Here is a 22,748-nt window from a genome sequence, read left to right as displayed (position 1 = left end):
GGGCGGTCAGGCGGGCGACTCGGCGGCCAGGCGCTTCAGCGCCGCGCGGGGCACGGCCGGGTCGGTGGTGCGCCAGAACGGCGGCAGGGAGTTGAGCAGGAAGCCGCTGTAGCGGGCCGTGGCCAGGCGCGGGTCGAGGACCGCGATCACGCCCTTGTCGTGCTGCGAGCGCAGCAGCCGGCCCGTGCCCTGGGCCAGCAGCAGGGCGGCGTGGTTGGCGGCCACGGCCATGAAGCCGTTGCCGCCGCGCGCCGCCACGTGCCGCTGCCGGGCGGAGGTCAGCGGGTCGTCGGGGCGCGGGAACGGCACCCGGTCGATGATCACCAGCCGCAGCGAGGGGCCGGGCACGTCCACGCCCTGCCACAGCGACAGCGTGCCGAACAGGCAGGTGGGCTCGTCCTCGGCGAACTGCTTGACCAGCAGCATCGTCGAGTCGTCGCCCTGGCACAGCAGCGGCACCTCCAGGCGGTCGCGCAGCGCCTCGGTGGCGGCCTTGGCGGCGCGCATCGAGGAGAACAGGCCCAGCGTGCGCCCGCCGGCCGCCTCGATCAGCTCGGCGATCTCGTCGAGGTACTGCTGCGGCAGGCCGTCGCGGCCCGGCTGGGGCAGGTGCTTGGCGACGTACAGGATGCCGGCCCTGGGGTGGTCGAACGGGGAGCCGACGTCGATGCCCTGCCACTCGCCCGAGCCGCCGAGCCCCCACTGCGCCGCCAGGCCGTCGAACGTGCCGCCCAGGGCGAGCGTGGCCGAGGTGAGGATCACGGTGCGCTCGCCGAACAGCTTGTCGCGCAGCATGCCGCTGACCGTCAGCGGCGCGACGCGCAGCACGGGCGGCCGCCGGTCGGTGGCCCCCTCCAGCCAGACCACCTCGGCCCGGTCGGCCTCGGAGTCGTGCCCGTACGCCTCCAGCATGCGCACCGCCGTGTCGTGCACCTCGTCCAGGGCGGTGAACGCGGCCTTGCGCTGGCCGGCCTTGTCGGGGTCGTCCTTGTCGGCGTTGCGCGGCCCGAGCGCGCTGACGCAGCGCCAGGCCGAGTCGCGGACGAGCTGCAGGGTCATCGCCAGCACCTGCGGCAGCTCGTCGACGCGGCCGGGCGGGGCGGCGGCGAGCAGCGCCTTGAGGTCTTCGCCGGCCTCCTGGAGCTGGTCGGCGACGGCCTGCTCGATGAGCCGGCCGACGCGCCGCACCGCCAGCGACACCGTCTGCTCCGACAGCTCGCCGGTGACCACGGAGGTGACCCGGTCGACCAGCTCGTGCGCCTCGTCCACGACCACGACCTTGTGCTCGGGCAGCACCGGCAGCTCGCCCATGGCGTCGATGGCCAGCAGCGCGTGGTTGGTGACCACGACGTCGACCTCGCCGGCCCGCTGCCGGGCCAGCTCGGCGAAGCACTCGGCGCCGCTGGGGCAGCGGTTGGCGCCCAGGCACTCCTGGGCGCTGACGGAGAACTGCCGCCAGGCCTGCTCGCTGACGCCCGGCACCAGCTCGTCGCGGTCGCCGGTCTCGGTCTCCTCGGCCCACTCCTGGATGCGCTGCACCATGCGGCCGGTGGCGCTCACCTCGCGCGGGTCGAAGAGCTGGTCCTGCTCGTCCTCCTCCGGCCAGCCCGCCGTCGCCTTGTAGCGGCACAGGTAGTTGCGCCGGCCCTTGAGGATGGCGAACGTCGGCTCGTGCGGCAGCTTCTCGCCCAGCGCCTCGGCCAGCCGGGGCAGGTCGCGATCGACGAGCTGGCGCTGGAGCGCGATCGTGGCCGTGGAGACCACCACGGGCTTGTCGCTGTCCATGGCGTGGCGGATCGACGGCACCAGGTAGGCCAGCGACTTGCCGGTGCCCGTGCCGGCCTGGACGGCGAGGTGCTCGTCGGCGTCGATGGCCCGCTGCACGGCGCGGACCATGGTGACCTGGCCCTGCCGCTCGCTCCCGCCGACGGCGCTGACCGCGATGCTGAGCAGTTCGTCCACTGACGGGAGATGGGAGTCCGGCACGGCAGTAAACGCTACCCGCATTTCCCGGGTCGCCGTGCCCAACACCGGGCGGACGCTGGGCCGACCGCTGGGCCGACGCTGGGCCGACCGCTGGGCCGAACGCCCTGTGACCGGCCAGACGCATCCCGGCATTTGCGAACGCTCCCGGCGGCCCGCGTGGCACACTGGGCGATCGGGACCCCAACTGGTCGAAACGATCGTGCATCATTGACGAGAGGGGCCTGTGGTGTGTATAGGAAGGCCGGTTCTGTAGGGTTTTCCGGGGTTGAGTGGACGAATAAAGGCTGGTTAAAGCAGTATGTCTGCCATGTCGGAAGTTGTCCCGTTGCCGTCGTTCGGCGAAGTCTTCTTCGATGCACGAGGTCAGGAGCGGTGCCTCCGGGTCACGTGGCACGAGGGCACCTTGGTGCTCAGCCTGTGGCGTGGGGAGATGTGCACAGCGAGCTTCCGCATGCCCATGGAGGATGTCGGCCGGTTGCTCGACACCCTCGACGAGGGCTACGCCGAGGCGACGGGCGAGCAGCCCGCCGTGCCCGCGCACGACCCGGGCACCGAGGTCATCCCGGGCACGGGCCAGTACCAACGCCCGCCGCAGCCCCTCCACCAGCAGCCGCAGCAGCAGCACGCGCAGCCGCTCGACGAGCGGCCCACCGCCGCGCTGTCCCCCAACGACGTCCTCGTGGCCCGGGGGCCCGCGCCCCAGGACAAGCTGGTCGCCGGGTTCGGCGAGAACACCGTGCCGAGGGAGCAGCCCGCCGCCTACGGCGACCGCCTGCCCTTCACCGGCCCCCAATACGTCGAGAGCACCGGCCCGCAGCCCCGCTACACCGGCGATCCCTTCAGCGGCCCGCAGTACACCGGCGACCCGGCCGGCGGCCCGCAGCAGCAGTACCCGGGCGAGTCCCGCTACACCGGCGACCCCTTCAGCGGCCCCCAGTACACCTCGGAGCAGCCGCAGTACCAGCAGCCGCAGCCCGACCGCTTCGGCGGCCCCCAGTACACCGACAACGAGCCCGTCTACCAGCTCCCCGGCACCGCCGAGCAGCGCCGTCCTTCGCCGATCAGCACCGACCCGCTCGGCTTCCCCTCCCCGGCCGCCGATCCGTACGCGGCCGCCGCGCCCGCCCAGCCGTACCCGTCCGACACCTACGGGCGGCGGCAGGACTCCTACGCGCAGCCGCCCCAGCCGCAGAGCCAGGACGGCGGCGGCGCGGGCCTCGGCACGCCCATGCACGGCATCCCGGGCGCCGGCCGCCGCCGCGCCGCCCCCCAGCAGCCCGTCAGGGACGACTACCGGGACGACTACGCGGCCTACCAGCAGCCCCAGGCCCAGCAGCCGCAGGTCCAGCAGCCCCAGGGCCATCACTCCTCGCAGGCGCAGCACCAGCCCAACCCGGTGGATCCCCTGCTGGCGCTGGGCCGCCAGGAGCAGTACCCGCCGCAGCCCGACCAGGGCATGTCCCGCCCGTACGTCGGGGACCCCATGTTCTCCACGGGCGAGCGCCTGCGTCCCGAGCAGCCCGACTACCACGAGCGCAGCGACCGCAGGGAGTGGTGAGTGCCGGCCCGCTCCGGCGGGCCGGGTACGCTCCTGTCGGCGAGTTGACCGACCGGAGCGGGAGGAGCATCGGTGAGCCCCATCCTGGGCCTGCAATTGCTGCTGGTGGCGAGCGGCGCCATCGCGGTGGCCGCGATCGCGCGGCGCAAGGGCTGGCCCGCGCCGCTGCTGCTGGTGGCCGCGGGGCTGCTGGTCTCGCCGCTGGTGCCCGCGGTGCCGCTCGACCCCGAGCTGGTCCTCTACGTCTTCCTGCCGCCGCTGCTCTACTCCGCCGCGCTCGACAGCTCCTACCTGCGGCTGCGTGACGTCAAGCGGGCCGTGGCGCTGCTGTCGATCGGGCTGGTGCTGTTCACCACGGCGGTCGTCGGGTTCGTGGTGCACCTCATGCTGCCGGCGCTGCCGCTGCCGCTGGCGTTCGCGCTGGGCGCCATCATCGCGCCGCCGGACGCGGTGGCCGCCGTCGCGGTCGGGCGGCGGCTCGGCCTGCCGCGCCAGGCCCTGACGATCCTCATCGGCGAGAGCCTGTTCAACGACGCCACGGCGCTGACGGTCTACCGGGTGGCGCTCGGCGCGCTCACCGGCGGCGCGGTCGACCTGCTCGGCCTGCTCGACAGCGTGGGCCAGTTCCTGCTGACGGCGGTCGGCGGCGTGGTGATCGGGCTGGCGCTGGCGCTGGCGTTCGCGTGGTTGTTCACGCTGACCCGCGACTCGCTGGTGGAGAACACCCTGATGTTGCTGATCCCGTTCGCCGCCTACATGGCGGCCGAGTCGGTGCACGTCTCCGGGGTCATCGCGGTGGTCATCGTCGGCCTCTATCTGGGCTACCGCATGCACCTGCGCGGGTTCGGCACGCGGCTGGTGTCCGACGCGGTGTGGAAGGTCACCGACTTCTTCCTGGAGACGATCGTCTTCGCGCTGATCGGGCTGCAACTGGTGACCGTGATCCGCGGCATCTCGGGCTACAGCGCCTGGCAGGTCGCCGGCTACGCCGCCGCGGTGCTCGGCGTGACCATCCTCACCAGGTTCGTGTGGGTGTTCGCCGCCACCTACGTCGTCAAGCTCGTCGGCCGGGGCCGCCGGCAGGCGCCGACCCGGCAGCAGAGCGTCATCCTGGGCTGGGCGGGCATGCGCGGCGTGGTGTCGCTGGCGGCGGCCTTCGCCCTGCCGCCGGACGTGCCGCCGCGCGACCGGGCCCTGGTGCTGTTCCTGACGTTCACCACCGTGATCGGCACCCTGCTCATCCAGGGCACCACGTTCCCCGCGCTGATCAGGCGGCTCGGGGTCTCCGGCGAGCAGGAGCAGTACGAAGACCGGCTGGCCGAGGCCGCCGCCCAGCAGGCGGCGCTGGAGGCGGGCCTGGCCGAGCTGGAGCGGCTGGTGGCCGAGCAGGAGGGCGAGCCCGACGAGATCCAGAGGCAGGTCATCGACCAGCTCCGCGAGAAGTCGTGGCGGCGCTCGCTCAGCGCCTGGGAGCGTCTGGGCGGCGGCACCGGGCAGGGCGGCGCGGAGACCCCCAGCAACCTCTACCGGCGCCTGCGCCGCGACATGCTGCAGGCCGAGCGCCAGGTGTTCGTCCGCCTGCGCGACGAGCGGCGGCTGGACGACGAGGTGCTGCGCGAGGTGATGGCCCAGCTCGACTTCGAGGAGGCCATCCTGGAGCGCTGAGCCGCCCCCGGCCGGGGACGGCTCAGCCCATCTGGTTGTCCACGAAGCACCAGCGCCAGCTCTCGCCGCGCTCGAACGACTGCATCACCGGGTGGGTGGTGTCGTGGAAGTGGGCGGTGGCGTGCTTGCCGGGGGAGGAGTCGCAGCAGCCGATGTGGCCGCACTCCAGGCAACGCCGCAGGTGCACCCAGCGGCCACCCTCGGCGAGGCACTCCTCGCAGCCCTCCGGGGTACGCGCCGCGGGGTCGTCACTCTGGGCAAGATGCTCGCACATAGCCATATGAATCATCCTAATACGCGAGCTTCATGCAACAGCCGGAGCGTTTCGCCTGCTCACCGGCGCCTCCGCAGGGACCAGGGGGACGCGCTGCCCGCGCCTACTCCGGCTCCTCGCCGGCGTCCTCCTCCGGCGCGGGGCGGCAGTGGGTGGCGCAGCCCTCGAAGCGGGTGCGGTCGATCGGCGTGAACGACGACGGCGGCACCTTCCTCAGCGCCCCGATCATCGTCTCCTTCCAGATCGGCCCCGGCAGGCTGGCCCCCGCCACGATCCCGTAGTACCGGCCGCCGATCGTCACCCCCACGAGCTTGTGGCGCTGCGACCCCCGCGGGTCCCCGATGCTCACCGCCGCCGCCAGGTCCGGGGTGAACCCGGCGAACCAGGCGGTCGCGTAGCCGTCGGTGGTGCCGGTCTTGCCGGCCGCGTCCCGGCCGATGCCGCCGACGCCGCTCATCGTGCCCTTGGTGAACACCCCGGACAGCACGTCCGCCGTGGCGTCGGCGATCGCCGGTTCGAGGGCTTGGCGGCACTTCGGGCGGTAGCGGGTGGCCTTGCCGTTCCTGTCGGTGATGCGGGTGATGGCCATCGGCGCGCAGTAGGTGCCGCGCGCGCCGATGGCCGCGTACGCGGCCGCCACCGTGACCGGGTCCATCTCGTTGATGCCGAGCGTGAACGTCTCGTACTCCTGCAGCGCGCGGCCGTCGGCGCGGCGGATGCCGAGGGACTTGGCCGTGGTCACCGTCTCGCACAGGCCGACCCGCCGCTCCAGCTCCATGAAGAACGTGTTCACCGAGCCCCACGTCCCCGTCCGGAGGGTCTTCCAGCCGGGGGAGCCCTCGTCGTTGGTGACCGTGTGCGTGGGGTCGCCGATGTTCCCGCCCGCGCAGTTCTTGAAGGCCGCGTACCCGGCCGCGCGGTAGCCCGCGCCCACCGTGAAGCCGTCGTCCACCTTCATGCCCTGCTTCAACGCGCTGATCAGCGTGAACGTCTTGAACGTCGAGCCCGCCTGGAAGCCGGTGCCACCGCCGTGCGCGGCGTCGGCGACCAGGTTGTAGGAGATCTCGCCGCGCGCCGCGCGGTTGCCGTAGGGCCGGCTGGCGGCCATCGCCTTGATGGCTCCGGTGCCCGGCTGGACCAGCGCCTCGGCGGCGACCGGCCGGTCGGTGGCGTGGACGCGCGCGCGGATCGCCCGCTCGGCGGCCGCCTGCATGGCCGGGTCGAGGGTGGTCCTGATGGTCAGGCCGCCGCGGTTGAGCGTGGCCAGGCGGGCCTCGGCGGTCGGGCCGAAGTCGGGGTTGCCGAGGATCTCGTGGCGCACGTAGAGGCAGAAGTAGGGGTACTCGCTGGACTCGCAGCCGCCGGGCAGCCGCGTGCCCTTGTAGCCGAGCCTGGCCGCCTTGGCCTTGCCGGCCTGCTCCCGGGTGATCCTGCCCAGCTCCGCCATCCGGTCCAGGACCACGTCGCGGCGCTTCAGCAGGCGCTCGCGCTGCCGCCTGCCCAGGTTGGGGTCGGTGGCGTTCGGGTCCTGGACGGCTCCGGCCAGCGTCGCGGCCTGCGGCAGGGTCAGGTCCGCGGCCCGGACGCCGAAGAAGCGCTCGGCCGCCGCCTCCACCCCGTACGCGCCCGCGCCGAAATACGCGATGTTCAGGTATTTCTCAAGAATCTGGTCCTTGGTGTATTTCTTCTCCACGCCCATGGCGTAACGCAGCTCGTTCAGCTTGCGCGCGTAGCTGGTCTCCAGGGCGGCCTCGCGCTCCGCGTCGGTGCCGGCCGAGTTGAGCAGCACCTGCTTGACGTACTGCTGGGTGATGCTCGAACCGCCCTGCGCGACCTCGCCCGCCTGCAGGTTCGTCGCGAGCGCGCGCAGCGTGCCCTCAAGGTCGATCGCGCCGTGCTCGTAGAAGCGGAAGTCCTCGATCGCCACGATGGCGGTCTTCATGACGTCCGCGATGTCGTCGAAGCCGACCACCTCGCGGTACTCCTCGTAGAAGCGCGCGATCTCGCCGCCCTTGGCGTCCAGCACGATCGTGACCTCGGCCGGTGGCGGCTCGACCAGGTCGACCGGCTTGAGGTCGATCTGGTCGGCCGCCGCCACCAGCCCGGCCCCGGCGCCCCCCACGGCCGGGACCGCGATCGCGGCCAGGAGCACGCCCGCCGCAGCCCCCGCGGCGGCGAGCCGGACCACCTTCGTCCCCCGCCGCGCCATCAGAGCTTGCCGAGGCCGCGGGCGAGGACGGTGGCGGTCTTCGCGATCACCTTGTTGTCGATCGCGGGGACCGAGCGGGTGGTGTAGACGGCCATGATGATCGGCGCGGCCTTCTTGCCCGGCCAGATGACGGCGATGTCGTTGCCGCCGCCGATCGCGTCGTTGCTGCCGGTCTTGTCGCCGATCGTCCAGGTCTTGGGCAGGCCGGCGCGGATGCGCTCGCCGCCGGTCTCGTTGGCCCGCAGCCAGCGGTTGAGCCGCGCGCGGTCCTCGGCGTGCAGCGCGTCGCCGGTGGTGAGCAGGCGCAGGTCGCGGGAGATGGCGGCGGGCGTGGTGATGTCCCGCTTCTCCTTCGGGCTCCAATCGTTGAGCTCGGTCTCCCAGCGGTCGAGGCGCGAGATCGGGTCCTTGAGCGAGCGGAAGTACCGGGTGAGGCCGGCCGGGCCGCCGATCTGCTTGAGGACCATGTTGCCTGCGGTGTTGTCGCTGAGGGTGATGGTCGCCTCGCAGAGCCGGGCGACGCTGAGGCCGTCCTTGAGGTGCTTCCCGGTCGTCGGCGAGTTGGGCTTGAGCTCGGCCTTGGTCCACTTGACGACCTTGTCCATGAGGCCGGGCTCGGACGTGCGGGCCTGGTGCAGCGCGGCCGCGCAGGCAGGCGCCTTGAACGTGGACAGCAGCGGGAACCGCTCGCCGCCCCGGTAGGAGACCGTCCTGCCGGTGCCGGTGTCGATCGCGTACGCCCCGATGCGCCCGCGGAAGGACGCCTCCAGCGCCCGTAGTTCCTTCGTGACCCGGGCCTGCCCCGCGAGCCGGTCGGCCGTGACCGTCGCGGTCGTCCCGGCCGCCGCGGTGCCCGTTCCCAGCGTGCCCCCGGTCAGGAGGGAGGCGGCCAGCGCGGTGGCGGGCAGCGTGGCGGCGAGACGGCGGGCGCGGTGGTGTCGCATGTCATCTGTCCTTGCTGTCGTCGGTCAGAGGGCAGAAGCACAGCAGAAGGGATCACGTGATGTCTAATAGCGATATCGGGAACCCGGTGATATGGAAAGCGATATCTCTCCTGGTGGAGCCGGGGTGTACCGGCCGGACCGCCGTTCCCCGCGCCGGGCCCGGGGCTTGGGTAGGGTCGGGGCATGCGACTCCACAAGAGCCGGTTCCTGTCCCTTGCCGCCTTCTCCGTCGTCGTCCTCGCCGCAGCCGGGTGCGGCGAGGTGAACCAGACCATCGACAAGGCCCAGGCGTGCCTGGAGGCGCCGAAGATCGTCACGGAGCTGGGCGCGCAGGTCGCCAAGCTCACCGACGACCCCCAGGCCATGGACAAGGCGCTGGACGACGCCGCGGCCAAGCTCAACGACGTGGCCGACAGCGCCGCCAACACCACGCTCAAGGAGGCCTCCGACAACCTGGCCGCCACCCTGAGCGGCATCTCCGTCCAGAACGTCAACGACGCCGTGGACGCGGCCCAGAAGGTGGCCACGGATTCGGCCGCCTACCTGGAGAAGGTCAGCCGGGCCTGCACCAACTGAGCGCCTGCCGGGCGGCACAATCCCGCCTTCTCTAGGGGAAATGGGGAAGAATTACCGTTTCCTCATGGAGCCCGACCCGCGTTTCACCTTGGCCAACGAACGCACCTTCCTCACCTGGCTGAGCACGGCGCTGGCGCTCAGCGCGGGCGGGGTGGCCATCGCGGCGGTGCCGGCCGACGTGTTCGTCCCGTGGATCCGCACCGCCCTGGCCGTCATGCTCGTCACGCTCTCGGCGCTGGCGGCCGGCCTGGCCTACCCCCGCTGGCGCAACATCCAGCGCGCCCTGCGCGAGCAGACGCCGCTGCCCCCGCCCGCGCTCGCCGCCGTCTTCGGCTACGGCGTGGCGGCCGTGGCGGTCATCGCGCTCGTCCTCATCGTCCTCGCGGCCTGAGCGGCGGCACCGGCGATGGCGGGGGCCCCGGAGGAGGAGGTCTGGGACAGCGGCCTGCAGAGCGAGCGCACCCGGCTGGCCTGGGTGCGCTCGGCGGTGGCGCTGGCCACCGGCGGGCTCGGCGCGGCCGGCGTCGCGCTGCGCCACGCCCTGCCGGCGCCCGCGGTGGTGGTCTTCACGCTGGCCGCGCTCTGCGGCGGTGTGCTGCTCACCAGGACGCGCGCCCGCTTCCGCCGGACGCAGGCGGCGCTGCACGGCGGCCGGCCCCTCGACAACGGCGTGGACGCCCTGCTGGCCTGGCTCGGCACGCTCTGCGTGGTCGCGGGCGCGGTGGCCTTCGTGTGGTCACGAGGGTTCTGACCTGCTCGCGCCGGAAACCTAGGCTCTCAGCGCTAACCTGACAGTTGGTGAGCATTGTCTAACGTCAGGTGTTACAAGACCGTCTTGCCGGTCTTGTGTAGCCGGGTGGACACTGAGGGCGAACGGTGATCCACAGCCGGGGGTGGTCTTCGTGCCCGAGGGGTTCGAAACCCAGGTGTCATGGCCTTTCGAGTGCCTGCGTTGCCTGCACGTCTGGGAGGAGGACTTCCTGGTCCGCCATCTCCTGGACGTCCACGGCAACGAGACGCAGATCTGGCTGAGTTCCGGCGTGGCGGTGCAGCCACCCTGGTCGGGGTCGTGCTGCCCCGGCTGCGGCGCCTACCACGTCACCTCGTTCCCGAGCGGCTACCTGGCCCGCCACCCCGAGCTGATGGCGGCGCCGGACCCGGAGCCGGCGCCCCTGCTGGGGCCGGCGACCGAGCCGCCGGACGGGTTGCCCGCCGTGGTGCGGGCCACCCTACCCGGTCGGCTGCTGGTGGCGCTCGGGGTGCCGATCGCCTTGTTCGTCGGTTACGAGCTGTACGCCGCCGTCGCGGCCCCGGTGGCGCACCACTGACCGCTCAGCTGCTCAGGCTGTCCAGCCACGCCTGGTGCAGGCCGGCGAAGCGGCCCGCGGCGGCGATGAGCCGCTCCGGCGGCCCGTCCTCGACGATCTCGCCCCGGTCCATCACCAGGACGCGGTCGGCGATCTCGACGGTCGAGAGCCGGTGCGCGATGATCAGCGCCGTGCGGTCGGCGAGGATGGTACGCAGCGCCCGCTGCACCAGGCGCTCGCTGGGCACGTCCAGGCTGGAGGTCGCCTCGTCCAGGATCAGCACCGCCGGGTCGGCCAGGAACGCCCGCGCGAACGCCACGAGCTGCCGCTGCCCGGCCGACATCCGCCCGCCGCGCTTGCCGACCTCGGTGTCGTAGCCGTCGGGCAGGTTCGAGATGAACTCGTGCGCGCCGATCGCCCTGGCGGCCTCCTGCACCTCCCGGTCGCCGGCCCCCGGACGGCCGAACCTGATGTTGTCCGCGACCGTGCCGCTGAACAGGAAGTTCTCCTGCGTCACCATGACCACGGCCTGGCGCAGGGCCGGCTCGTCCAGCAGGCGCAGGTCCACGCCGTCGAGCAGCACCCGGCCCTCGGTGGGGTCGTAGAAGCGCGAGATCAGCTTGGCCAGCGTGGTCTTGCCCGCGCCGGTCGAGCCGACCAGCGCCACCGTCTGCCCGGCCGGGATCGTCAGGTCGAGGCCCGGCAGGATCGGCATCTCCTCGACGTAGGCGAACCTGACCCGCTCGAAGCGGATCCGGCCGCGCGCCCGGCCCTGCGGCAGCGGCCGGGGGTCGCGCGGCTCGGGCACCGACGGCTCCTCCTCCAGCACGCCCGACAGCTTCTCCAGGGCCGCGCTCGCCGACTGCAGCGTGTTGTAGAACTGGCTGACCTCCTGCATCGGCTCGTAGAACTGGCGCAGGTAGAGCAGGAAGGCGGCCAGCGTGCCGACCGTGACCTCGTCGTGCAGCGCCAGGTAGCCGCCGTAGAGCAGCACGCCGCCGACCGTCAGGTTGCCGATCAGCTTGATGCCGGTCATGAACGTCGCGCCGAGCTTCATGCTGCCGGCGTTGGCGTCCCGGTAGTCGTCGTTGAGCTGCTCGAAGATCTCCTGGTTGCGCGGCTCCCTGCGGAAGGCCTGCACCGCGCGGATGCCGGTCATCGACTCCACGAAGTGCACGATCACCAGGGCGACCGTCTCGCGGGTGCGCCGGTAGACCACGGCCGACTGCCGGCGGAACCAGCGGGTGAACAGCAGCAGCAGCGGCAGCGGGACGAGCGCCATCAGGCCGAGGCGCACGTCCAGCACCAGCAGCAGCACCGCCGTGCCGACCATGGTCAGCAGGGCCCGGACCAGCGCGTCCAAGCCCGACTGCAGCAGCTCGGCGATGTTCTCGATGTCGGAGGTCAGCCGGGAGATGACCCGGCCGGAGGTGTACTGCTCGTGGAAGCTCAGCGACAGGCGCTGGAAGTGGCCGAAGACCCGGCGGCGCAGCTCCAGCAGGATGCCCTGGCCGATCCGGCCGGACATGTTGAGGAACGCCTGCCGCGTCACCGCCTGGACGAGGGTCGCGGCCAGGATCACCCCGACCACGGCCAGCAGGACCGCCGCCCCCTCGCCGCGGGAGAGCGGCGGGATGCCCCGGTCGATGCCGACCGAGACCAGGAAGGGGATGGCCAGTCCCGCCGCGCTGGAGACCACGATGGTGGCCACGAGCAGCGCGATGCGCCTGCGGTAGGGCCGCAGCAGCGTGCCGAGCAGCCGCCGGGAGCGCTCCCGCAGCAGGACCGACACCTTCTCCGGCAGCTCGTCCTGGTCCTCGGTGGCGACCCCGCGCCAGGACGCCCGCGAGGGGCGCGGCGAGCGCGGTGACTCCGTGGCCGTGGTCATCGCAGCGCTCCTTCCGAGGCGTCGTCGAGGTCGGCGTCCTGGGCCAGCAGCTCGCGGTACTCGGGCACCTCGGACAGCAGCTCGTGGTGCTGCCCGACGTGCGTGATCGTGCCGTCGCGCAGCAGCGCCACCTTGTCGGCCAGCAGCACGGTGGAGGCGCGGTGGGCGACCACGATGCCGGTGGCGTCGCGCAGCACGTGCCGCAGCGCCTCCTCCACCAGCGCCTCGGTCTCCACGTCGAGCGCGGACAGGGTGTCGTCGAGCACCAGGACGCGCGGCCTGGCCAGCACGGCGCGGGCCAGGGCCAGGCGCTGGCGCTGGCCGCCGGACAGGGACAGGCCCTGCTCGCCGATGCGGGTGTCGAGGCCCCACGGCAGGTCGTAGACGAACATGGCCTGCGCGGTGCGGACGGCCTCGGCCAGCTCCTCCTCGGTGGCGTCGAGCCGGCCGAGCGTGAGGTTCTCGCGCACGCTCATCGAGAACAGCGTCGGCTCCTCGAACGCCGTGGCCACCACCGTGCGCAGGGTGGTGAGGTCGAGGTCGCGCACGTCGTGCCCGTCGATCGTGACGCGGCCCTCGGTCGGGTCGAGCAGGCGGGGCACCAGCGCGGTCAGCGTGGTCTTGCCCGCGCCGGTGGGGCCGACCAGGGCCACCGTCTCGCCGGGCCGCACCTCCAGCCAGACGTCGCGCAGCACCGGCCGCCCGGCGCCGGGGAAGCGGAACCCGACGCCCTCGAAGCGCAGGTGGCCGCGCGGCCGCTCGATGGTCTCGGCGCCGCTCTCGATGGACGGGACGGTGTCCATGACCTCCATGAGGCGGTCGGCCGAGGTCATGGCCTCCTGGGCCATCGCCAGGAGGTAGCCGAGGCTCGCGATCGGCCAGACGAGCTGCAACATCAGGGTGGTGAAGGCGACCAGCGCGCCCAGCGTCAGCCCGCCGCCGCCGACCGCGAGCGCGCCGAGCAGCAGCACCAGGGCCAGCGTGACGTTGGGGATCACCTCCAGGAAGGTGAAGAACCGCGCCGCCAGGCGCACCTTGCCCAGCGAGGTGCCGTACACCTTGAGCGCGGCCTCGTCGAAGCGGTCGTAGACGTGGTGGCGGCGGCCGAAGGCCTTGATCGTGCGGATGCCGATCGCGGACTCCTCGACGAGCGTGGCCAGGTCGCCCTGCTCGTCCTGGACCTGGCGGGAGATGCTGATGTAGCCCTTCTCGAAGCGCAGCGAGGTCCACACGATCGGCACGGCCGAGGCCAGCACCAGCAGCCCGAGCGGCCAGTACATGTTCAGCAGCAGCACCGTGACGGTGACGAGCTGCAGGATGTTCATGACCAGGAACAACATGCCGAAGCCGAGGAAGCGGCGGATGGTCGACAGGTCCGTGGTCGCGCGCGACAGGAGCTGGCCCGACTGCCAGTCGCCGTGGAAGCGCATGGGCAGGCGCTGGAGGTGCTCGTAGAGGTCGTCGCGGATGGCGGTCTCCAGGCCGAGCACCGGTTTGACCTGGATCCACCGCCGCAGCCAGATCAGCAGCGCCTCGACCACGCCGACGCCGAGCGCGAGCAGCCCGAGGGGGAGCAGCGCGCCGGTGTCCTTGTGGGCGATGGGGCCGTCGATGACCTGTTTGCTGATGAGGGGGAAGGAGATGCCGGCGCCGATGCCGGCGATGGCCGACAGCCAGATGACGATCAGTCTGGCGGCGTACGGGCGGAGGTAGGACTTCATCCGCCACAGGGAGTTGGAGGACAGCAGGGGACGGCGAGGTACGTTCGTATCGGGAGGCATCCCTTCCAGATTAGTACTGGCGATCAACCCGTTTTTTGTGACTCAAGGGTGCGTTTCGCGTATGTGACGTGGGAAAACGTGAAAGACCATCTACGATGCCGCCTACGATGCCGCCGGGCGGGTCACCCGGCGCCCGAGCGCCGCTCCGTAGAATGAGCCATGCCCACGCAACCTCTCTCCCGCGCGCGGATCGTCGCGGCCGCCATCGACCTCATCGAGCGCGAGGGCGCCGACGCGGTCTCGATGCGCCGCATCGCGGCCGAGCTGGGCGTCGGCGTGATGTCCCTCTACAACCATGTGCCCAGCAAGGACGCCCTGCTCGACGGCGTGGCCGAGGCGGTGCTCAGCGGCATCGAGTTCACCGACGACCCCGGCGCCCACTGGACCGACCGGGTCCGCGCGCAGGCGCGGGCCTTCCGGCAGATCGCCCACCACCATCCGCGCTCGACCATGCTGGTGGTCAGCAGGCAGCCGCACTCGGCCGCCGGGCTGCTGCCGGTGGAGCGGGCGCTCGCCACGCTGCGCGGCGCCGGGTTCGACGGGCCCGGGGCGGTCAGCGTGCTGCGCGTGTTCATCGCCTACATCGTGGGGTCGCTGCTGCGCGAGGTCGGGGTGACCCCGGCGTTCGCGCCCGCGCACGCCGGGTCCGCCCTGCCCGAGGGCGTGGACGCGGCGTCGTTCCCCGAGGTCGGCGCGCTGGCGCCGCTGCTGCACGCGTGCGACCACGAGGCGGAGTTCGAGTTCGGGCTGGAGATGCTCATCCAGGCGGCGGCCCTGCGCGTCGGGGAGGGTGCCCGCTGACCGGACGCCCTCCCCGGGCGGTCTCAGTACCAGTTGTGGGACCTCCAGTGGCCCCAGGCGCCGCACGGCCTGCCGTACCTCCCCTTGATGTAGGACAGACCCCACCGGATCTGCGTGTCCGGGTTGGACCGCCAGTCGCGTCCCGCGCCCCGCATCTTGCCGCCCGGAAGGGCCTGCGGGATGCCGTACGCGCCGGAGGAGCGGTTGTAGGCGTGGTGGTTCCAGTTGCTCTCCCTGGTCCACAGCTGGTCCAGGCAGCGGAACTCCCTGAGGTTCCACGATCGCTGCACGACGTGGCTCAGGGCGATGCGCTTGTTCTTGTTGGCCGGCCGGACGGCCGGGATGTCGGGTTGCGCTGATGTCGTCCACGTCCTGGTCCGTACGGGGATCGGCGTTTCCGCCCCCTCCGCCCAGGCCGTGGTGGTCGTGATCGTGCTGAGCGCGGTGAACGCGGCCATGCCGATGAGCGTGCTGCCGCGCGCGCGTTTGCTGTCCAAGGCGATCCTTGCTTCCGGGCCGCGCGCGGACGGGCGCCCGCCGGGGGGCGCCCTGCCACTGCTCGTACGTGGCGCGCACGCGCAGGGGTCCGCAGGCCCTCCGGGTTCCTGGTTCCGCCCGATCGTGCTGGACGGCCCGGAGGGCACCGCGACGTGTCCTTTAGCACGATTCCTATTACGCGCTGTCAGGACGGGTCACACATCGGGACACGCGAAGGACAGGCTTTTGCGCGATCGTTGCGGATGAAAGGCCACCTCGCTGGGGCGGCATTGCCCGGCCCGTCGCGGTCCTGGTGCGGGCTTGCCGGAAAAAGCGGTCAAGCCTGGGGTTTGGCTCAGTACCAGTTGTGGGACAGGAAGTGTCCCCACGCGCCGCACGGTGTGCTGTAGCGCTGCTTGATGTATCCGAGGCCCCATCTGATCTGGGTGCGGGGGTTCGTGCGCCAGTCGCGGCCGGCGGAGGCCATCTTGGCGCCGGGGAGCGCCTGCGGGATGCCGTAGGCGCCGGAGCCGTTGCCGGCCCGGTGGTTCCAGCCGCTCTCCCGGGCCCAGAGCCTTTCCAGGCACCTGAACTGGATGATGTTCCAGCCTCGCGCGGCCACCAGGGGCCTGGCGAGCGACTTGTTCCTGCTGCTCGTGCTCGTCTGGGAGCTCTGCGCCTGTGCGGCCGAGGCGCCGCCCGCCGTCACCAGGGTGACGGTCAGGGCCAGGACGCCGGTACGGCGGAGCATGGGCATGGATTCCCTTTCGAAGGGGACATGGACCGCGCCACCCTGCCCGATAAGAACCTTTCGTTGCTAATTGACCATGAAAGAGGAGATAGCGAGTAAAGATCCCATTGTCTCGCTGTCCAGGGGCTTTGTCGGGAAAATGAGGACTACGTCACATTTCTGCGGACCGACCGCTCCGCGGGGTTCTGTATCGTCGGATCATGAGCCTCAGCGACATCCCGCTCCGCACGCTCGCGGACGCCCCCACCACCCTGCGCGAGCTGACGGCGGGCAAGCCCGCACTCATCGTCAACGTGGCCTCCCGCTGCGGGCTGACGCCGCAGTACGGCGGCCTGGTCAAGCTGCAGGAGCAGTACGGCCCGCGCGGCTTCACCGTCATCGGCGTGCCGTGCAACCAGTTCGCCGGGCAGGAGCCGGGGACGGCCGAGGAGATCCAGACCTTCTGCGCCACGACGTACGGCGTGGACTTCCCGCTCCTGGCCAAGACCGAGGTCAACGGCGCCGGCCGGCACCCCCTCTACGACGAGCTGACCCGGCTGCCCGACCCCGACGGCGAGGCCGGCGACGTCCAGTGGAACTTCGAGAAGTTCCTGGTGGACGGCGAGGGCCGCCCGGTCGCCCGCTTCCGCCCCCGCACCACCCCTGAGGACCCGGCGCTCACCGCGGCCATCGACGACCTCCTGGGCTGACGGCAGGGTAGTCGCCCGGACACGGTACGCGACCCTCCCCGGCGGGTATCTGATCGGCGCAGGCCGGTCCGACGTCCCGCTAGGAGCCCGAGACCCATGACGACCAACCCGTACGCGGGATCACCCTGCGGCTACGCCGCCGAGCCCGCCGCCGCGCCTTACTCCATCGTGGAGCTGATGCCGGGCGTCCGCAACGCGCTCGACTACCTGCGGCTGCGGGCCGGCGAGCGGGTGCTGCTGATGATGGAGCACACCGTCGATCCGGTCGTCGTGCAGGCGTTCGCCGCGGCGGTCGCCTTCCGCGACGCCGACGTGCGCATCCTGTCGGTCCCGCCGTTCAGCCCCGGGGGCTGGGACCGGGAGGCGTCGCTGGACATCGAGGCCGCCGCCTTCCGCGAGGCCGACGTCGTCATCGCCGGCACCTGGTGGGGCGAGGTGCACACCGCCCCGCTCTTCTTCGACCAGATCAAGGCGCGCTCCTCGCGCTGGCTGTCCCTGCACATGACGGCCACCGCCGGCGCGCTGCTGACCGGCGGGCGGCTGCCCGCCGAGGTCTTCTACGCCCTCCTGCGGCGGACGCTGGAGCGGCTCTCGCCGGCGCGCGCGATCCGGGTGACCTCCGAGCGGGGCACCGACGTGACCTACTCCGGCTTCACCTTCGACCCCGACCCTGGGGCCATGCGGCCGGGCGACTGGCGGCCCTTCCCGTACGGCGGCGCCAACTTCTGGCCCACCGACACCGAGGGCGTCATCGTCATCGAGGACTCCACGGTCACCGGCGTGCCGGAGGAGCCGCTGCGCATCACGCTGGAGGGCAACCTCGTCCGCAAGATCGAGGGCGGCATGGCGGCCGAGCAGCTGCGCCGCTACGCCCCCGGCGGCTACTACCTGCGCCACGGCCTGCTCGGACTCAACCCGAAGGTACGCGTGGCGGGCGGCACCCAGTTCGAGCGGGAGAAGCACGCCGGCGCCTTCTACTGCGGCATCGACGGGCTGACCGGCGGCGTGCCGATCACCGGCGGGCCCGGCTTCGCCCACTGCGACATCCAGGTGGACCGGCCGACGATGCTGGTGGACGGCGAGCTGTTCATCGAGCGCGGGCGGCTGCTGCTGCTCGACGACCCGGAGATCAGGGAGGTCGCCGCGCGGTTCGGGCCGCCCGAGATCATCCTCGACGACAACCCGACGATGATCCTGCCGCGCCGCTACACCGGGGCGGCGGCGGGAGCGGTCAGCGGCGCGGGCCGCAGCTTCCTCTGACGATCAGCTCCGTCGGCAGCACGACGCCGCGCGGCCGGCGGCCCCCCGAGCGCAGCACCAGCTCGGCCGCCCGGTAACCCATGTCGCGCCCCGGCTGGGCGACGACCGTGAGCGGCGGGGAGCACAGCTCGGCCCACGGCACGTCGTCGTACATGATCAGCGACACGTCCCTGGGCACCCGCAGGTCCAGCTCCCTGGCGGCCAGCACGGCCGCCTCGCCGAGCACGTTGCCCCCGGCCACCACCGCCGACAGGTCGGGACGGCTCTGGAACAGGCCGGAGGCGGCGGCGTAGGCGGAGTCGCGGCTGCCGGTGCCGAAGACCACCAGCTCCTCGTCCACCGGGGCGCCCACCGCCTCCCTGAAGGCCGCCACCCGCCGGTCGTGCCCCGGGCCGCCGAGGAAGGCGATGCGCCGGTGCCCGAGGCCGCGCAGGTAGCGCACGGCCGTGCGGATGCCGGCCCGGTCGTCGGCCACCACGGACGGCACGTCCAGCGGGCGCGCGCGGGGGGCGGGGGACAGGCCGTCCAGGAGCATGAGGTCGTCCACGGCGGCCGCCTGCGGGTCCCGCTCCTCGGCGGGCGGGGCGGGCAGGCGGTCGGCGAAGACCACCGTCATGCCCGCCCGCACGGCCGGCGCCCAGGTCTCGGCGTCACCCGCCGGGACCGCGATCAGCCGGTCGACGCTCTGCTCCAGCAACATCCCGATCAGCTCCGACTCCTGCTCGGGGTCGTCGCCGGTGGAGCCGATCACGACCGGCTCGCCGGCCGAGCGGGCGCAGGCGAGCACGCCCTCGGCGAGCTGGCCGTAGAAGGTGTCGGTGAGGTCGGGGACGAGCAGCCCCATGCCGCCGGTGCGGCGCTGACGCAGGTTGCGGCCGAGCGCGCTGGGCCGGTAGTCGAGCTGCGCGGCGACGGCCAGCACGCGCTCCCTGGTGCGGGGGCTGGCCGAGCCGCCCGAGAGCACCCGGGACACGGTCGCGACGCCCACGCCGGCCGCCTCGGCCACATCCTTGATCGTCGCCCGCTTTTCCATGGAAACGATTCCATCATGCTTTCCGCCGCGAAGGAAGCCAGCCGCACCGGCAACGGCTGGTCACGCCGGAACCCTTGACAGCGATGTCCCGTTTCGGGTGAGATGCTTGAAAACGTATCCACGTGAGTGGGACACGGCACCAACCCGGGCCGTACCGCCCCGGAGCGCGAAGGAATGTCATGGCATCCATCGTCCTGAGTAACGTCGACAAGATCTACGCCGGTGGCGTGAAGGCCGTGAACGGGCTCAACCTTGAGATCAAGGATGGCGAGTTCATGGTGCTGGTCGGCCCGTCCGGTTGCGGCAAGTCGACCGCGCTCCGGATGATCGCCGGCCTTGAGGACATCAGCGGCGGCGAGATCGCCATCGGCGACAAGGTGGTCAACCACCTGCCGCCCAAGGACCGCGACATCGCGATGGTCTTCCAGAACTACGCCCTCTACCCGCACATGACGGTCGAGGAGAACCTCGCCTTCGGCCTCAAGCTGCGCAAGATGCCGAAGCCGGAGATCCAGAAGCGCGTCAACGAGGCCGCCAAGATGCTCGGCCTGGAGCAGTACCTCAAGCGCAAGCCGGCCGCCCTCTCCGGTGGTCAGCGCCAGCGTGTCGCGATGGGCCGCGCCATCGTCCGCGAGCCGCAGGCGTTCCTCATGGACGAGCCGCTGTCCAACCTGGACGCCAAGCTGCGCGTCTCGATGCGCGCCTCGCTCAACCAGATGCACGAGCGCCTCGGTGTCACCACCGTCTACGTCACCCACGACCAGGTCGAGGCCATGACCCTCGGCGACCGCGTCTGCGTGCTGCGCGACGGCATCCTGCAGCAGGTCGACACCCCGCAGAACCTGTTCGACAAGCCGGTCAACCTGTTCGTGGCGGGCTTCATGGGCTCCCCGGCGATGAACTTCGTCACCGCCGAGCTGGTCCGCGACGGCGGCGCCGCGGTGGCCTTCGCCGGCTACAAGCTGCCGATCCCCGACTCCGCCTTCACCGACAAGCCGGGCCTCGACCAGTACATCGGCAAGAAGATCATCCTCGGCATCCGCCCCTCCGACTTCGAGGACGCCACCTCGGCCGGCAACCACGCCAACGGCTGGGCCACCCTGCCGGCCCGCGTGGAGGTCACCGAGGAGCTGGGCTCCGAGATCAACGTCCTGTTCCTCATCGACGCCCCGCCGGTCGAGCACAAGGACACCGTCGCCGCCGCCGACACCGGTGACGAGGAGGAGGCGACGCTGCCGCTGGCGGGCGACAAGTCCCTGTGGACCGCCCGCGTCAACGCCCGCAGCCACGCGCGTTCCGGCCAGAACATCGACCTGGTCGTCGACACGCACAACCTGCACTTCTTCGACCCGTCCTCGGGTCTGGCGATCGGCCACGAGGCCAACCGCTGATCACGATCGCCTGATCACGATCTCCTGGTTCCCGGCCGCGGGCCCCGCTCGCGGCCGCTGGGCCCCCACCGCGACCCCCTCCCGCGGCGGGGGCCCGTCTTTCTTTTTCGTCAGGGTCCGGCCGGGACGGCCTCAGCGGCCGATCCTGGACGACACGTAGCTCTGCAGGCCGCGCGGCACCAGCCGGCCCACCGCCACGATCGCCTTGTAACGCGGGTCGGGGACCGACACCCGCTTGCCCAGCGCCAGGTCGCGCAGCGCCGCGCGCACCACGTCGTCGGCCTTGAGCCAAAGGAAGCCGGGGATGCCGCCGGTGTCCATGCCGGCGCGCTGGTGGAACTCGGTGCGCACGAAGCCCGGGCACAGCGCCATGATCCTGATGCGCGGGTCGCCGACCTCGCGCGCGGCCGACTCGCTGAAGTTGACCACCCACGCCTTGGACGCGCTGTAGGTGCCGCGGGTGAAGAACGCCGCCACCGACGCCACGTTGACGATCGCGCCCCGGTGGCGCTCGCGCATGCCGGGCAGCGCGGCCAGCGTCAGCCGCAGCACCGCCTCGCAGTGCAGCCTGAGCATGCGCACCTCGTCGGCGACCGGCACCTCGGGGAAGCCGCCCCGGTGGCCGAAGCCGGCGTTGTTGACCAGGAGGTCCACGCCGTCGCGGACGCGCGACTCCACCGCGGCCAGGCCCTCCTCGGTGGTCAGGTCGGCGGGCAGCACCTCGACGCTCACGCCGTAACGCAGCTTGAGCTGCTCGGCGGTCTCGGTGAGGCGGGCCTCGTCGCGGGCGACCAGCACCAGGGAGCAGGACTCGGCGGCCAGGCGGCGGGCGAAGGCGGCACCGAGGCCGGCGGTGGCCCCGGTGATCAGAGCGGTGGGCATGCGGCCACCCTAGCGCCTACGAGGTGTGCTCCGGGGGAGCGGGACGCGGCCGGCGGGCCCGCTCGATCAGGCTCTCCACCTGCTCGTTGAGGCGGGAGCCGCGCGCCCAGCCGGCGTAGTGGGCGAGGAAGACGACCACCTCGCGCAGCTCGGCCTCGCTGAGCTCGCCGGTGCGCAGGGCGGCGTCGAGCTGGACCTCCGTCATCTCGTCCAGGCCCTGGCCGACGAGCAGCCCGAGCAGGAGCATGCGGCGCTCCCTGACCGACAGGACCGTCCTCGCCCACACGTCGGCGAACTGGCGCTCGGCCATCATGCCGAAGGAGTCGACGGTCTGCATCGCGGGGTCTGTCATCACGTGCTCCGGGTGTCGGTAGGGATTCTCATATCTTTCGCCACTTCCTGAAATGAACCAATGGGGGTTGCATGAACGTTGTAAGACCCTGCATGACCGGCGGTCTCGATCACTGTGCTGATCTGTAACAAATCGAGCCAATGGTCGGGCAAGATTTGGTCAAGATTTCTCAGTGCGCACCGGGCTCATTCCACCTGAAAGCGGGCACAACAACTCCGTTGGTCCGTAAAGCGGAGGTCAGCCCTGGTGAAAAGAACACGGGCCCTGATCGCGCTCCTGATCGCGGTCACCCTGCTGTCCGCGTGCGGGCAGCCGGAGTTCACCTACGTCCGTGATCGGGACGGCACGACGTACTTCCGGGTGCCGTCCTCGTTCACGCAGCTCGACGCCAACCCCATCGAGAGATACCTGTCCGGCGACCACCCCAGCTCGCAGGCCGCGGCGCTGCGGGCCAGGCTCGTGTGGTCCACGGCCTTCGACCAGTCCGCGGACCCCTCGGTCGACCACCTGCTGGGCTCCACGGAGCCCTTCGTCTACGCCACGGTGCACCAGCTCACCGAGGAACAACGGGACGCGATCTCCATCAACCGGCTGCGCGACTTCGTGCTGCCGGTCACCGAGCAGATGCGCGAGCTGTACCTGCAGCAGACGACGGCCACCGGGCAGATGCCGGTCTTCAGGAACTTCGAGCTCCTCGACGACCAGCTCCTGAGCCTGGACGGCGGCGCCAAGGGCGTGCGGGTCCGCTTCAACTACCAGATCGGCAACCACGTCCAGACCTTCGACCACACCGCCATCCTCGACGAGAAGGGCGAGAGAGTCTCCGTCATGCTCATCGGCTGCCAGGTCTCCTGCTACCGGCAGCGCGCCGGCGAGTTCGACAAGATCGCGAGTTCGTTCAAGCTGCTCCGGCTGCCCGGATGA

General features: G+C 71.7%; 22 protein-coding genes. 11 read left to right on the top strand and 11 right to left on the bottom strand.

From position 1 onward, the window contains the following. Positions 1–6: 6 nt before the first annotated feature. Positions 7–2,007 carry an ATP-dependent DNA helicase gene (locus AB0H75_RS12980; RefSeq protein WP_367795123.1) on the bottom strand — a complete coding sequence of 667 codons (2,001 nt, stop codon included), beginning with the start codon at positions 2,005–2,007 and terminating at the stop codon, positions 7–9. A 430-nt stretch (positions 2,008–2,437) separates the two neighbouring features. Between AB0H75_RS12980 and AB0H75_RS12975 the strand changes: the two genes are divergently transcribed. Together AB0H75_RS12975 and AB0H75_RS12970 are read left to right on the top strand one after the other, a co-directional pair. Continuing rightward, positions 2,438–3,544 carry a hypothetical protein gene (locus AB0H75_RS12975; RefSeq protein WP_367795120.1) on the top strand — a complete coding sequence of 369 codons (1,107 nt, stop codon included), beginning with the start codon at positions 2,438–2,440 and terminating at the stop codon, positions 3,542–3,544. A gap of 72 nt (positions 3,545–3,616) precedes the next feature. Then, positions 3,617–5,209, top strand: a complete 1,593-nt coding sequence (locus AB0H75_RS12970; RefSeq protein WP_367795117.1) for a Na+/H+ antiporter — start codon at positions 3,617–3,619, stop codon at positions 5,207–5,209. Between the two features lie 22 nt (positions 5,210–5,231). On the opposite strand, the gene AB0H75_RS12965 is transcribed toward AB0H75_RS12970, so the two are convergent. The 3 genes from AB0H75_RS12965 to bla form a co-directional block, all read right to left on the bottom strand. Next, on the bottom strand, positions 5,232–5,483 hold the full coding sequence (locus AB0H75_RS12965; RefSeq protein WP_367795114.1) for a ubiquitin carboxyl-terminal hydrolase 14: 252 nt from the start codon (positions 5,481–5,483) through the stop codon (positions 5,232–5,234). Between the two features lie 103 nt (positions 5,484–5,586). Next, positions 5,587–7,692, bottom strand: coding sequence for a transglycosylase domain-containing protein (locus AB0H75_RS12960; RefSeq protein ID WP_367795111.1), 2,106 nt, complete (start codon positions 7,690–7,692; stop codon positions 5,587–5,589). After that, positions 7,692–8,636, bottom strand: a complete 945-nt coding sequence (bla, locus tag AB0H75_RS12955) for a class A beta-lactamase (RefSeq protein WP_367795108.1) — start codon at positions 8,634–8,636, stop codon at positions 7,692–7,694. The genes AB0H75_RS12960 and bla overlap by 1 nt, the downstream gene beginning before the upstream one ends. 183 nt (positions 8,637–8,819) lie before the next feature. Between bla and AB0H75_RS12950 the strand changes: the two genes are divergently transcribed. The 4 genes from AB0H75_RS12950 (at position 8,820) to AB0H75_RS12935 (ending at position 10,540) form a co-directional block, all read left to right on the top strand. Then, complete coding sequence (locus tag AB0H75_RS12950; RefSeq protein WP_367795105.1) at positions 8,820–9,212, top strand: hypothetical protein; 393 nt, start codon at positions 8,820–8,822, stop codon at positions 9,210–9,212. A 64-nt stretch (positions 9,213–9,276) separates the two neighbouring features. Next, on the top strand, positions 9,277–9,603 hold the full coding sequence (locus tag AB0H75_RS12945; protein ID WP_367795102.1) for a YidH family protein: 327 nt from the start codon (positions 9,277–9,279) through the stop codon (positions 9,601–9,603). Between the two features lie 15 nt (positions 9,604–9,618). After that, a complete protein-coding gene (locus AB0H75_RS12940; RefSeq protein WP_367795099.1) occupies positions 9,619–9,963 on the top strand; it encodes a DUF202 domain-containing protein in 345 nt (114 codons plus the stop codon). Between the two features lie 175 nt (positions 9,964–10,138). Next, positions 10,139–10,540, top strand: coding sequence for a hypothetical protein (locus AB0H75_RS12935; RefSeq protein WP_367795096.1), 402 nt, complete (start codon positions 10,139–10,141; stop codon positions 10,538–10,540). Between the two features lie 4 nt (positions 10,541–10,544). Here the strand turns inward: AB0H75_RS12935 and AB0H75_RS12930 are convergent, their stop codons facing one another. Next, positions 10,545–12,407, bottom strand: coding sequence for an ABC transporter ATP-binding protein (locus tag AB0H75_RS12930; RefSeq protein ID WP_367795093.1), 1,863 nt, complete (start codon positions 12,405–12,407; stop codon positions 10,545–10,547). Then, complete coding sequence (locus AB0H75_RS12925; RefSeq protein ID WP_367795090.1) at positions 12,404–14,188, bottom strand: ABC transporter ATP-binding protein; 1,785 nt, start codon at positions 14,186–14,188, stop codon at positions 12,404–12,406. The genes AB0H75_RS12930 and AB0H75_RS12925 overlap by 4 nt, the downstream gene beginning before the upstream one ends. A 159-nt stretch (positions 14,189–14,347) precedes the next feature. Between AB0H75_RS12925 and AB0H75_RS12920 the strand changes: the two genes are divergently transcribed. Next, a complete protein-coding gene (locus AB0H75_RS12920; RefSeq protein WP_367795087.1) occupies positions 14,348–14,989 on the top strand; it encodes a TetR/AcrR family transcriptional regulator in 642 nt (213 codons plus the stop codon). Between the two features lie 23 nt (positions 14,990–15,012). Here AB0H75_RS12920 and AB0H75_RS12915 read toward each other — a convergent pair whose 3' ends face one another. Then, positions 15,013–15,486, bottom strand: coding sequence for a transglycosylase SLT domain-containing protein (locus AB0H75_RS12915; protein ID WP_367795084.1), 474 nt, complete (start codon positions 15,484–15,486; stop codon positions 15,013–15,015). A gap of 335 nt (positions 15,487–15,821) precedes the next feature. Continuing rightward, positions 15,822–16,217 (bottom strand): transglycosylase SLT domain-containing protein, encoded by a 396-nt coding sequence (locus AB0H75_RS12910; RefSeq protein WP_367795081.1) that lies wholly within the window; start codon positions 16,215–16,217, stop codon positions 15,822–15,824. A 200-nt stretch (positions 16,218–16,417) separates the two neighbouring features. Between AB0H75_RS12910 and AB0H75_RS12905 the strand changes: the two genes are divergently transcribed. Together AB0H75_RS12905 and AB0H75_RS12900 are read left to right on the top strand one after the other, a co-directional pair. Further along, a complete protein-coding gene (locus AB0H75_RS12905; protein WP_367795078.1) occupies positions 16,418–16,906 on the top strand; it encodes a glutathione peroxidase in 489 nt (162 codons plus the stop codon). A gap of 96 nt (positions 16,907–17,002) precedes the next feature. Continuing rightward, complete coding sequence (locus tag AB0H75_RS12900) at positions 17,003–18,166, top strand: hypothetical protein (protein WP_367795075.1); 1,164 nt, start codon at positions 17,003–17,005, stop codon at positions 18,164–18,166. On the opposite strand, the gene AB0H75_RS12895 is transcribed toward AB0H75_RS12900, so the two are convergent. Further along, positions 18,138–19,199 (bottom strand): LacI family DNA-binding transcriptional regulator, encoded by a 1,062-nt coding sequence (locus AB0H75_RS12895; RefSeq protein ID WP_367795072.1) that lies wholly within the window; start codon positions 19,197–19,199, stop codon positions 18,138–18,140. The two genes, AB0H75_RS12900 and AB0H75_RS12895, sit on opposite strands and share 29 nt — an antisense overlap. Positions 19,200–19,378: 179 nt before the next feature. On the opposite strand from AB0H75_RS12895, the gene AB0H75_RS12890 reads away from it, so the two are divergent. Further along, complete coding sequence (locus AB0H75_RS12890) at positions 19,379–20,590, top strand: ABC transporter ATP-binding protein (RefSeq protein ID WP_367795069.1); 1,212 nt, start codon at positions 19,379–19,381, stop codon at positions 20,588–20,590. 132 nt (positions 20,591–20,722) lie between these two features. Here AB0H75_RS12890 and AB0H75_RS12885 read toward each other — a convergent pair whose 3' ends face one another. Beyond that, positions 20,723–21,472, bottom strand: coding sequence for an SDR family NAD(P)-dependent oxidoreductase (locus AB0H75_RS12885; protein ID WP_367795067.1), 750 nt, complete (start codon positions 21,470–21,472; stop codon positions 20,723–20,725). Between the two features lie 16 nt (positions 21,473–21,488). After that, positions 21,489–21,824, bottom strand: a complete 336-nt coding sequence (locus AB0H75_RS12880) for a carboxymuconolactone decarboxylase family protein (protein WP_367795064.1) — start codon at positions 21,822–21,824, stop codon at positions 21,489–21,491. A gap of 246 nt (positions 21,825–22,070) precedes the next feature. Between AB0H75_RS12880 and AB0H75_RS12875 the strand changes: the two genes are divergently transcribed. Next, the gene (locus AB0H75_RS12875; RefSeq protein ID WP_367795060.1) at positions 22,071–22,748 is read left to right on the top strand and encodes a lipoprotein; all 678 of its coding nucleotides are present in this window, start codon (positions 22,071–22,073) and stop codon (positions 22,746–22,748) included.

It is taken from the genome of Nonomuraea sp. NPDC050783 (genome assembly GCF_040802095.1).
Classification (GTDB): domain Bacteria; phylum Actinomycetota; class Actinomycetes; order Streptosporangiales; family Streptosporangiaceae; genus Nonomuraea.
The sequence above is the reverse complement of the archived record's forward strand: the minus strand, read 5'-3'. Positions and strand labels throughout refer to the sequence as shown.

Bases quoted from the DNA above. Each gene is read 5' to 3' on its own strand.
- AB0H75_RS12980 (WP_367795123.1), bottom strand. From the start codon at position 2,007: ATGCGGGTAGCGTTTACTGCCGTGCCGGACTCCCATCTCCCGTCAGTG.
- AB0H75_RS12975 (WP_367795120.1), top strand. From the start codon at position 2,438: ATGCCCATGGAGGATGTCGGCCGGTTGCTCGACACCCTCGACGAGGGC.
- AB0H75_RS12965 (WP_367795114.1), bottom strand. From the start codon at position 5,483: ATGTGCGAGCATCTTGCCCAGAGTGACGACCCCGCGGCGCGTACCCCG.
- AB0H75_RS12960 (WP_367795111.1), bottom strand. From the start codon at position 7,692: ATGGCGCGGCGGGGGACGAAGGTGGTCCGGCTCGCCGCCGCGGGGGCT.
- bla (WP_367795108.1), bottom strand. From the start codon at position 8,636: ATGCGACACCACCGCGCCCGCCGTCTCGCCGCCACGCTGCCCGCCACC.
- AB0H75_RS12950 (WP_367795105.1), top strand. From the start codon at position 8,820: ATGCGACTCCACAAGAGCCGGTTCCTGTCCCTTGCCGCCTTCTCCGTC.
- AB0H75_RS12945 (WP_367795102.1), top strand. From the start codon at position 9,277: ATGGAGCCCGACCCGCGTTTCACCTTGGCCAACGAACGCACCTTCCTC.
- AB0H75_RS12940 (WP_367795099.1), top strand. From the start codon at position 9,619: ATGGCGGGGGCCCCGGAGGAGGAGGTCTGGGACAGCGGCCTGCAGAGC.
- AB0H75_RS12930 (WP_367795093.1), bottom strand. From the start codon at position 12,407: ATGACCACGGCCACGGAGTCACCGCGCTCGCCGCGCCCCTCGCGGGCG.
- AB0H75_RS12925 (WP_367795090.1), bottom strand. From the start codon at position 14,188: ATGCCTCCCGATACGAACGTACCTCGCCGTCCCCTGCTGTCCTCCAAC.
- AB0H75_RS12920 (WP_367795087.1), top strand. From the start codon at position 14,348: ATGCCCACGCAACCTCTCTCCCGCGCGCGGATCGTCGCGGCCGCCATC.
- AB0H75_RS12910 (WP_367795081.1), bottom strand. From the start codon at position 16,217: ATGCTCCGCCGTACCGGCGTCCTGGCCCTGACCGTCACCCTGGTGACG.
- AB0H75_RS12905 (WP_367795078.1), top strand. From the start codon at position 16,418: ATGAGCCTCAGCGACATCCCGCTCCGCACGCTCGCGGACGCCCCCACC.
- AB0H75_RS12900 (WP_367795075.1), top strand. From the start codon at position 17,003: ATGACGACCAACCCGTACGCGGGATCACCCTGCGGCTACGCCGCCGAG.
- AB0H75_RS12895 (WP_367795072.1), bottom strand. From the start codon at position 19,199: ATGGAAAAGCGGGCGACGATCAAGGATGTGGCCGAGGCGGCCGGCGTG.
- AB0H75_RS12890 (WP_367795069.1), top strand. From the start codon at position 19,379: ATGGCATCCATCGTCCTGAGTAACGTCGACAAGATCTACGCCGGTGGC.
- AB0H75_RS12885 (WP_367795067.1), bottom strand. From the start codon at position 21,472: ATGCCCACCGCTCTGATCACCGGGGCCACCGCCGGCCTCGGTGCCGCC.
- AB0H75_RS12880 (WP_367795064.1), bottom strand. From the start codon at position 21,824: ATGACAGACCCCGCGATGCAGACCGTCGACTCCTTCGGCATGATGGCC.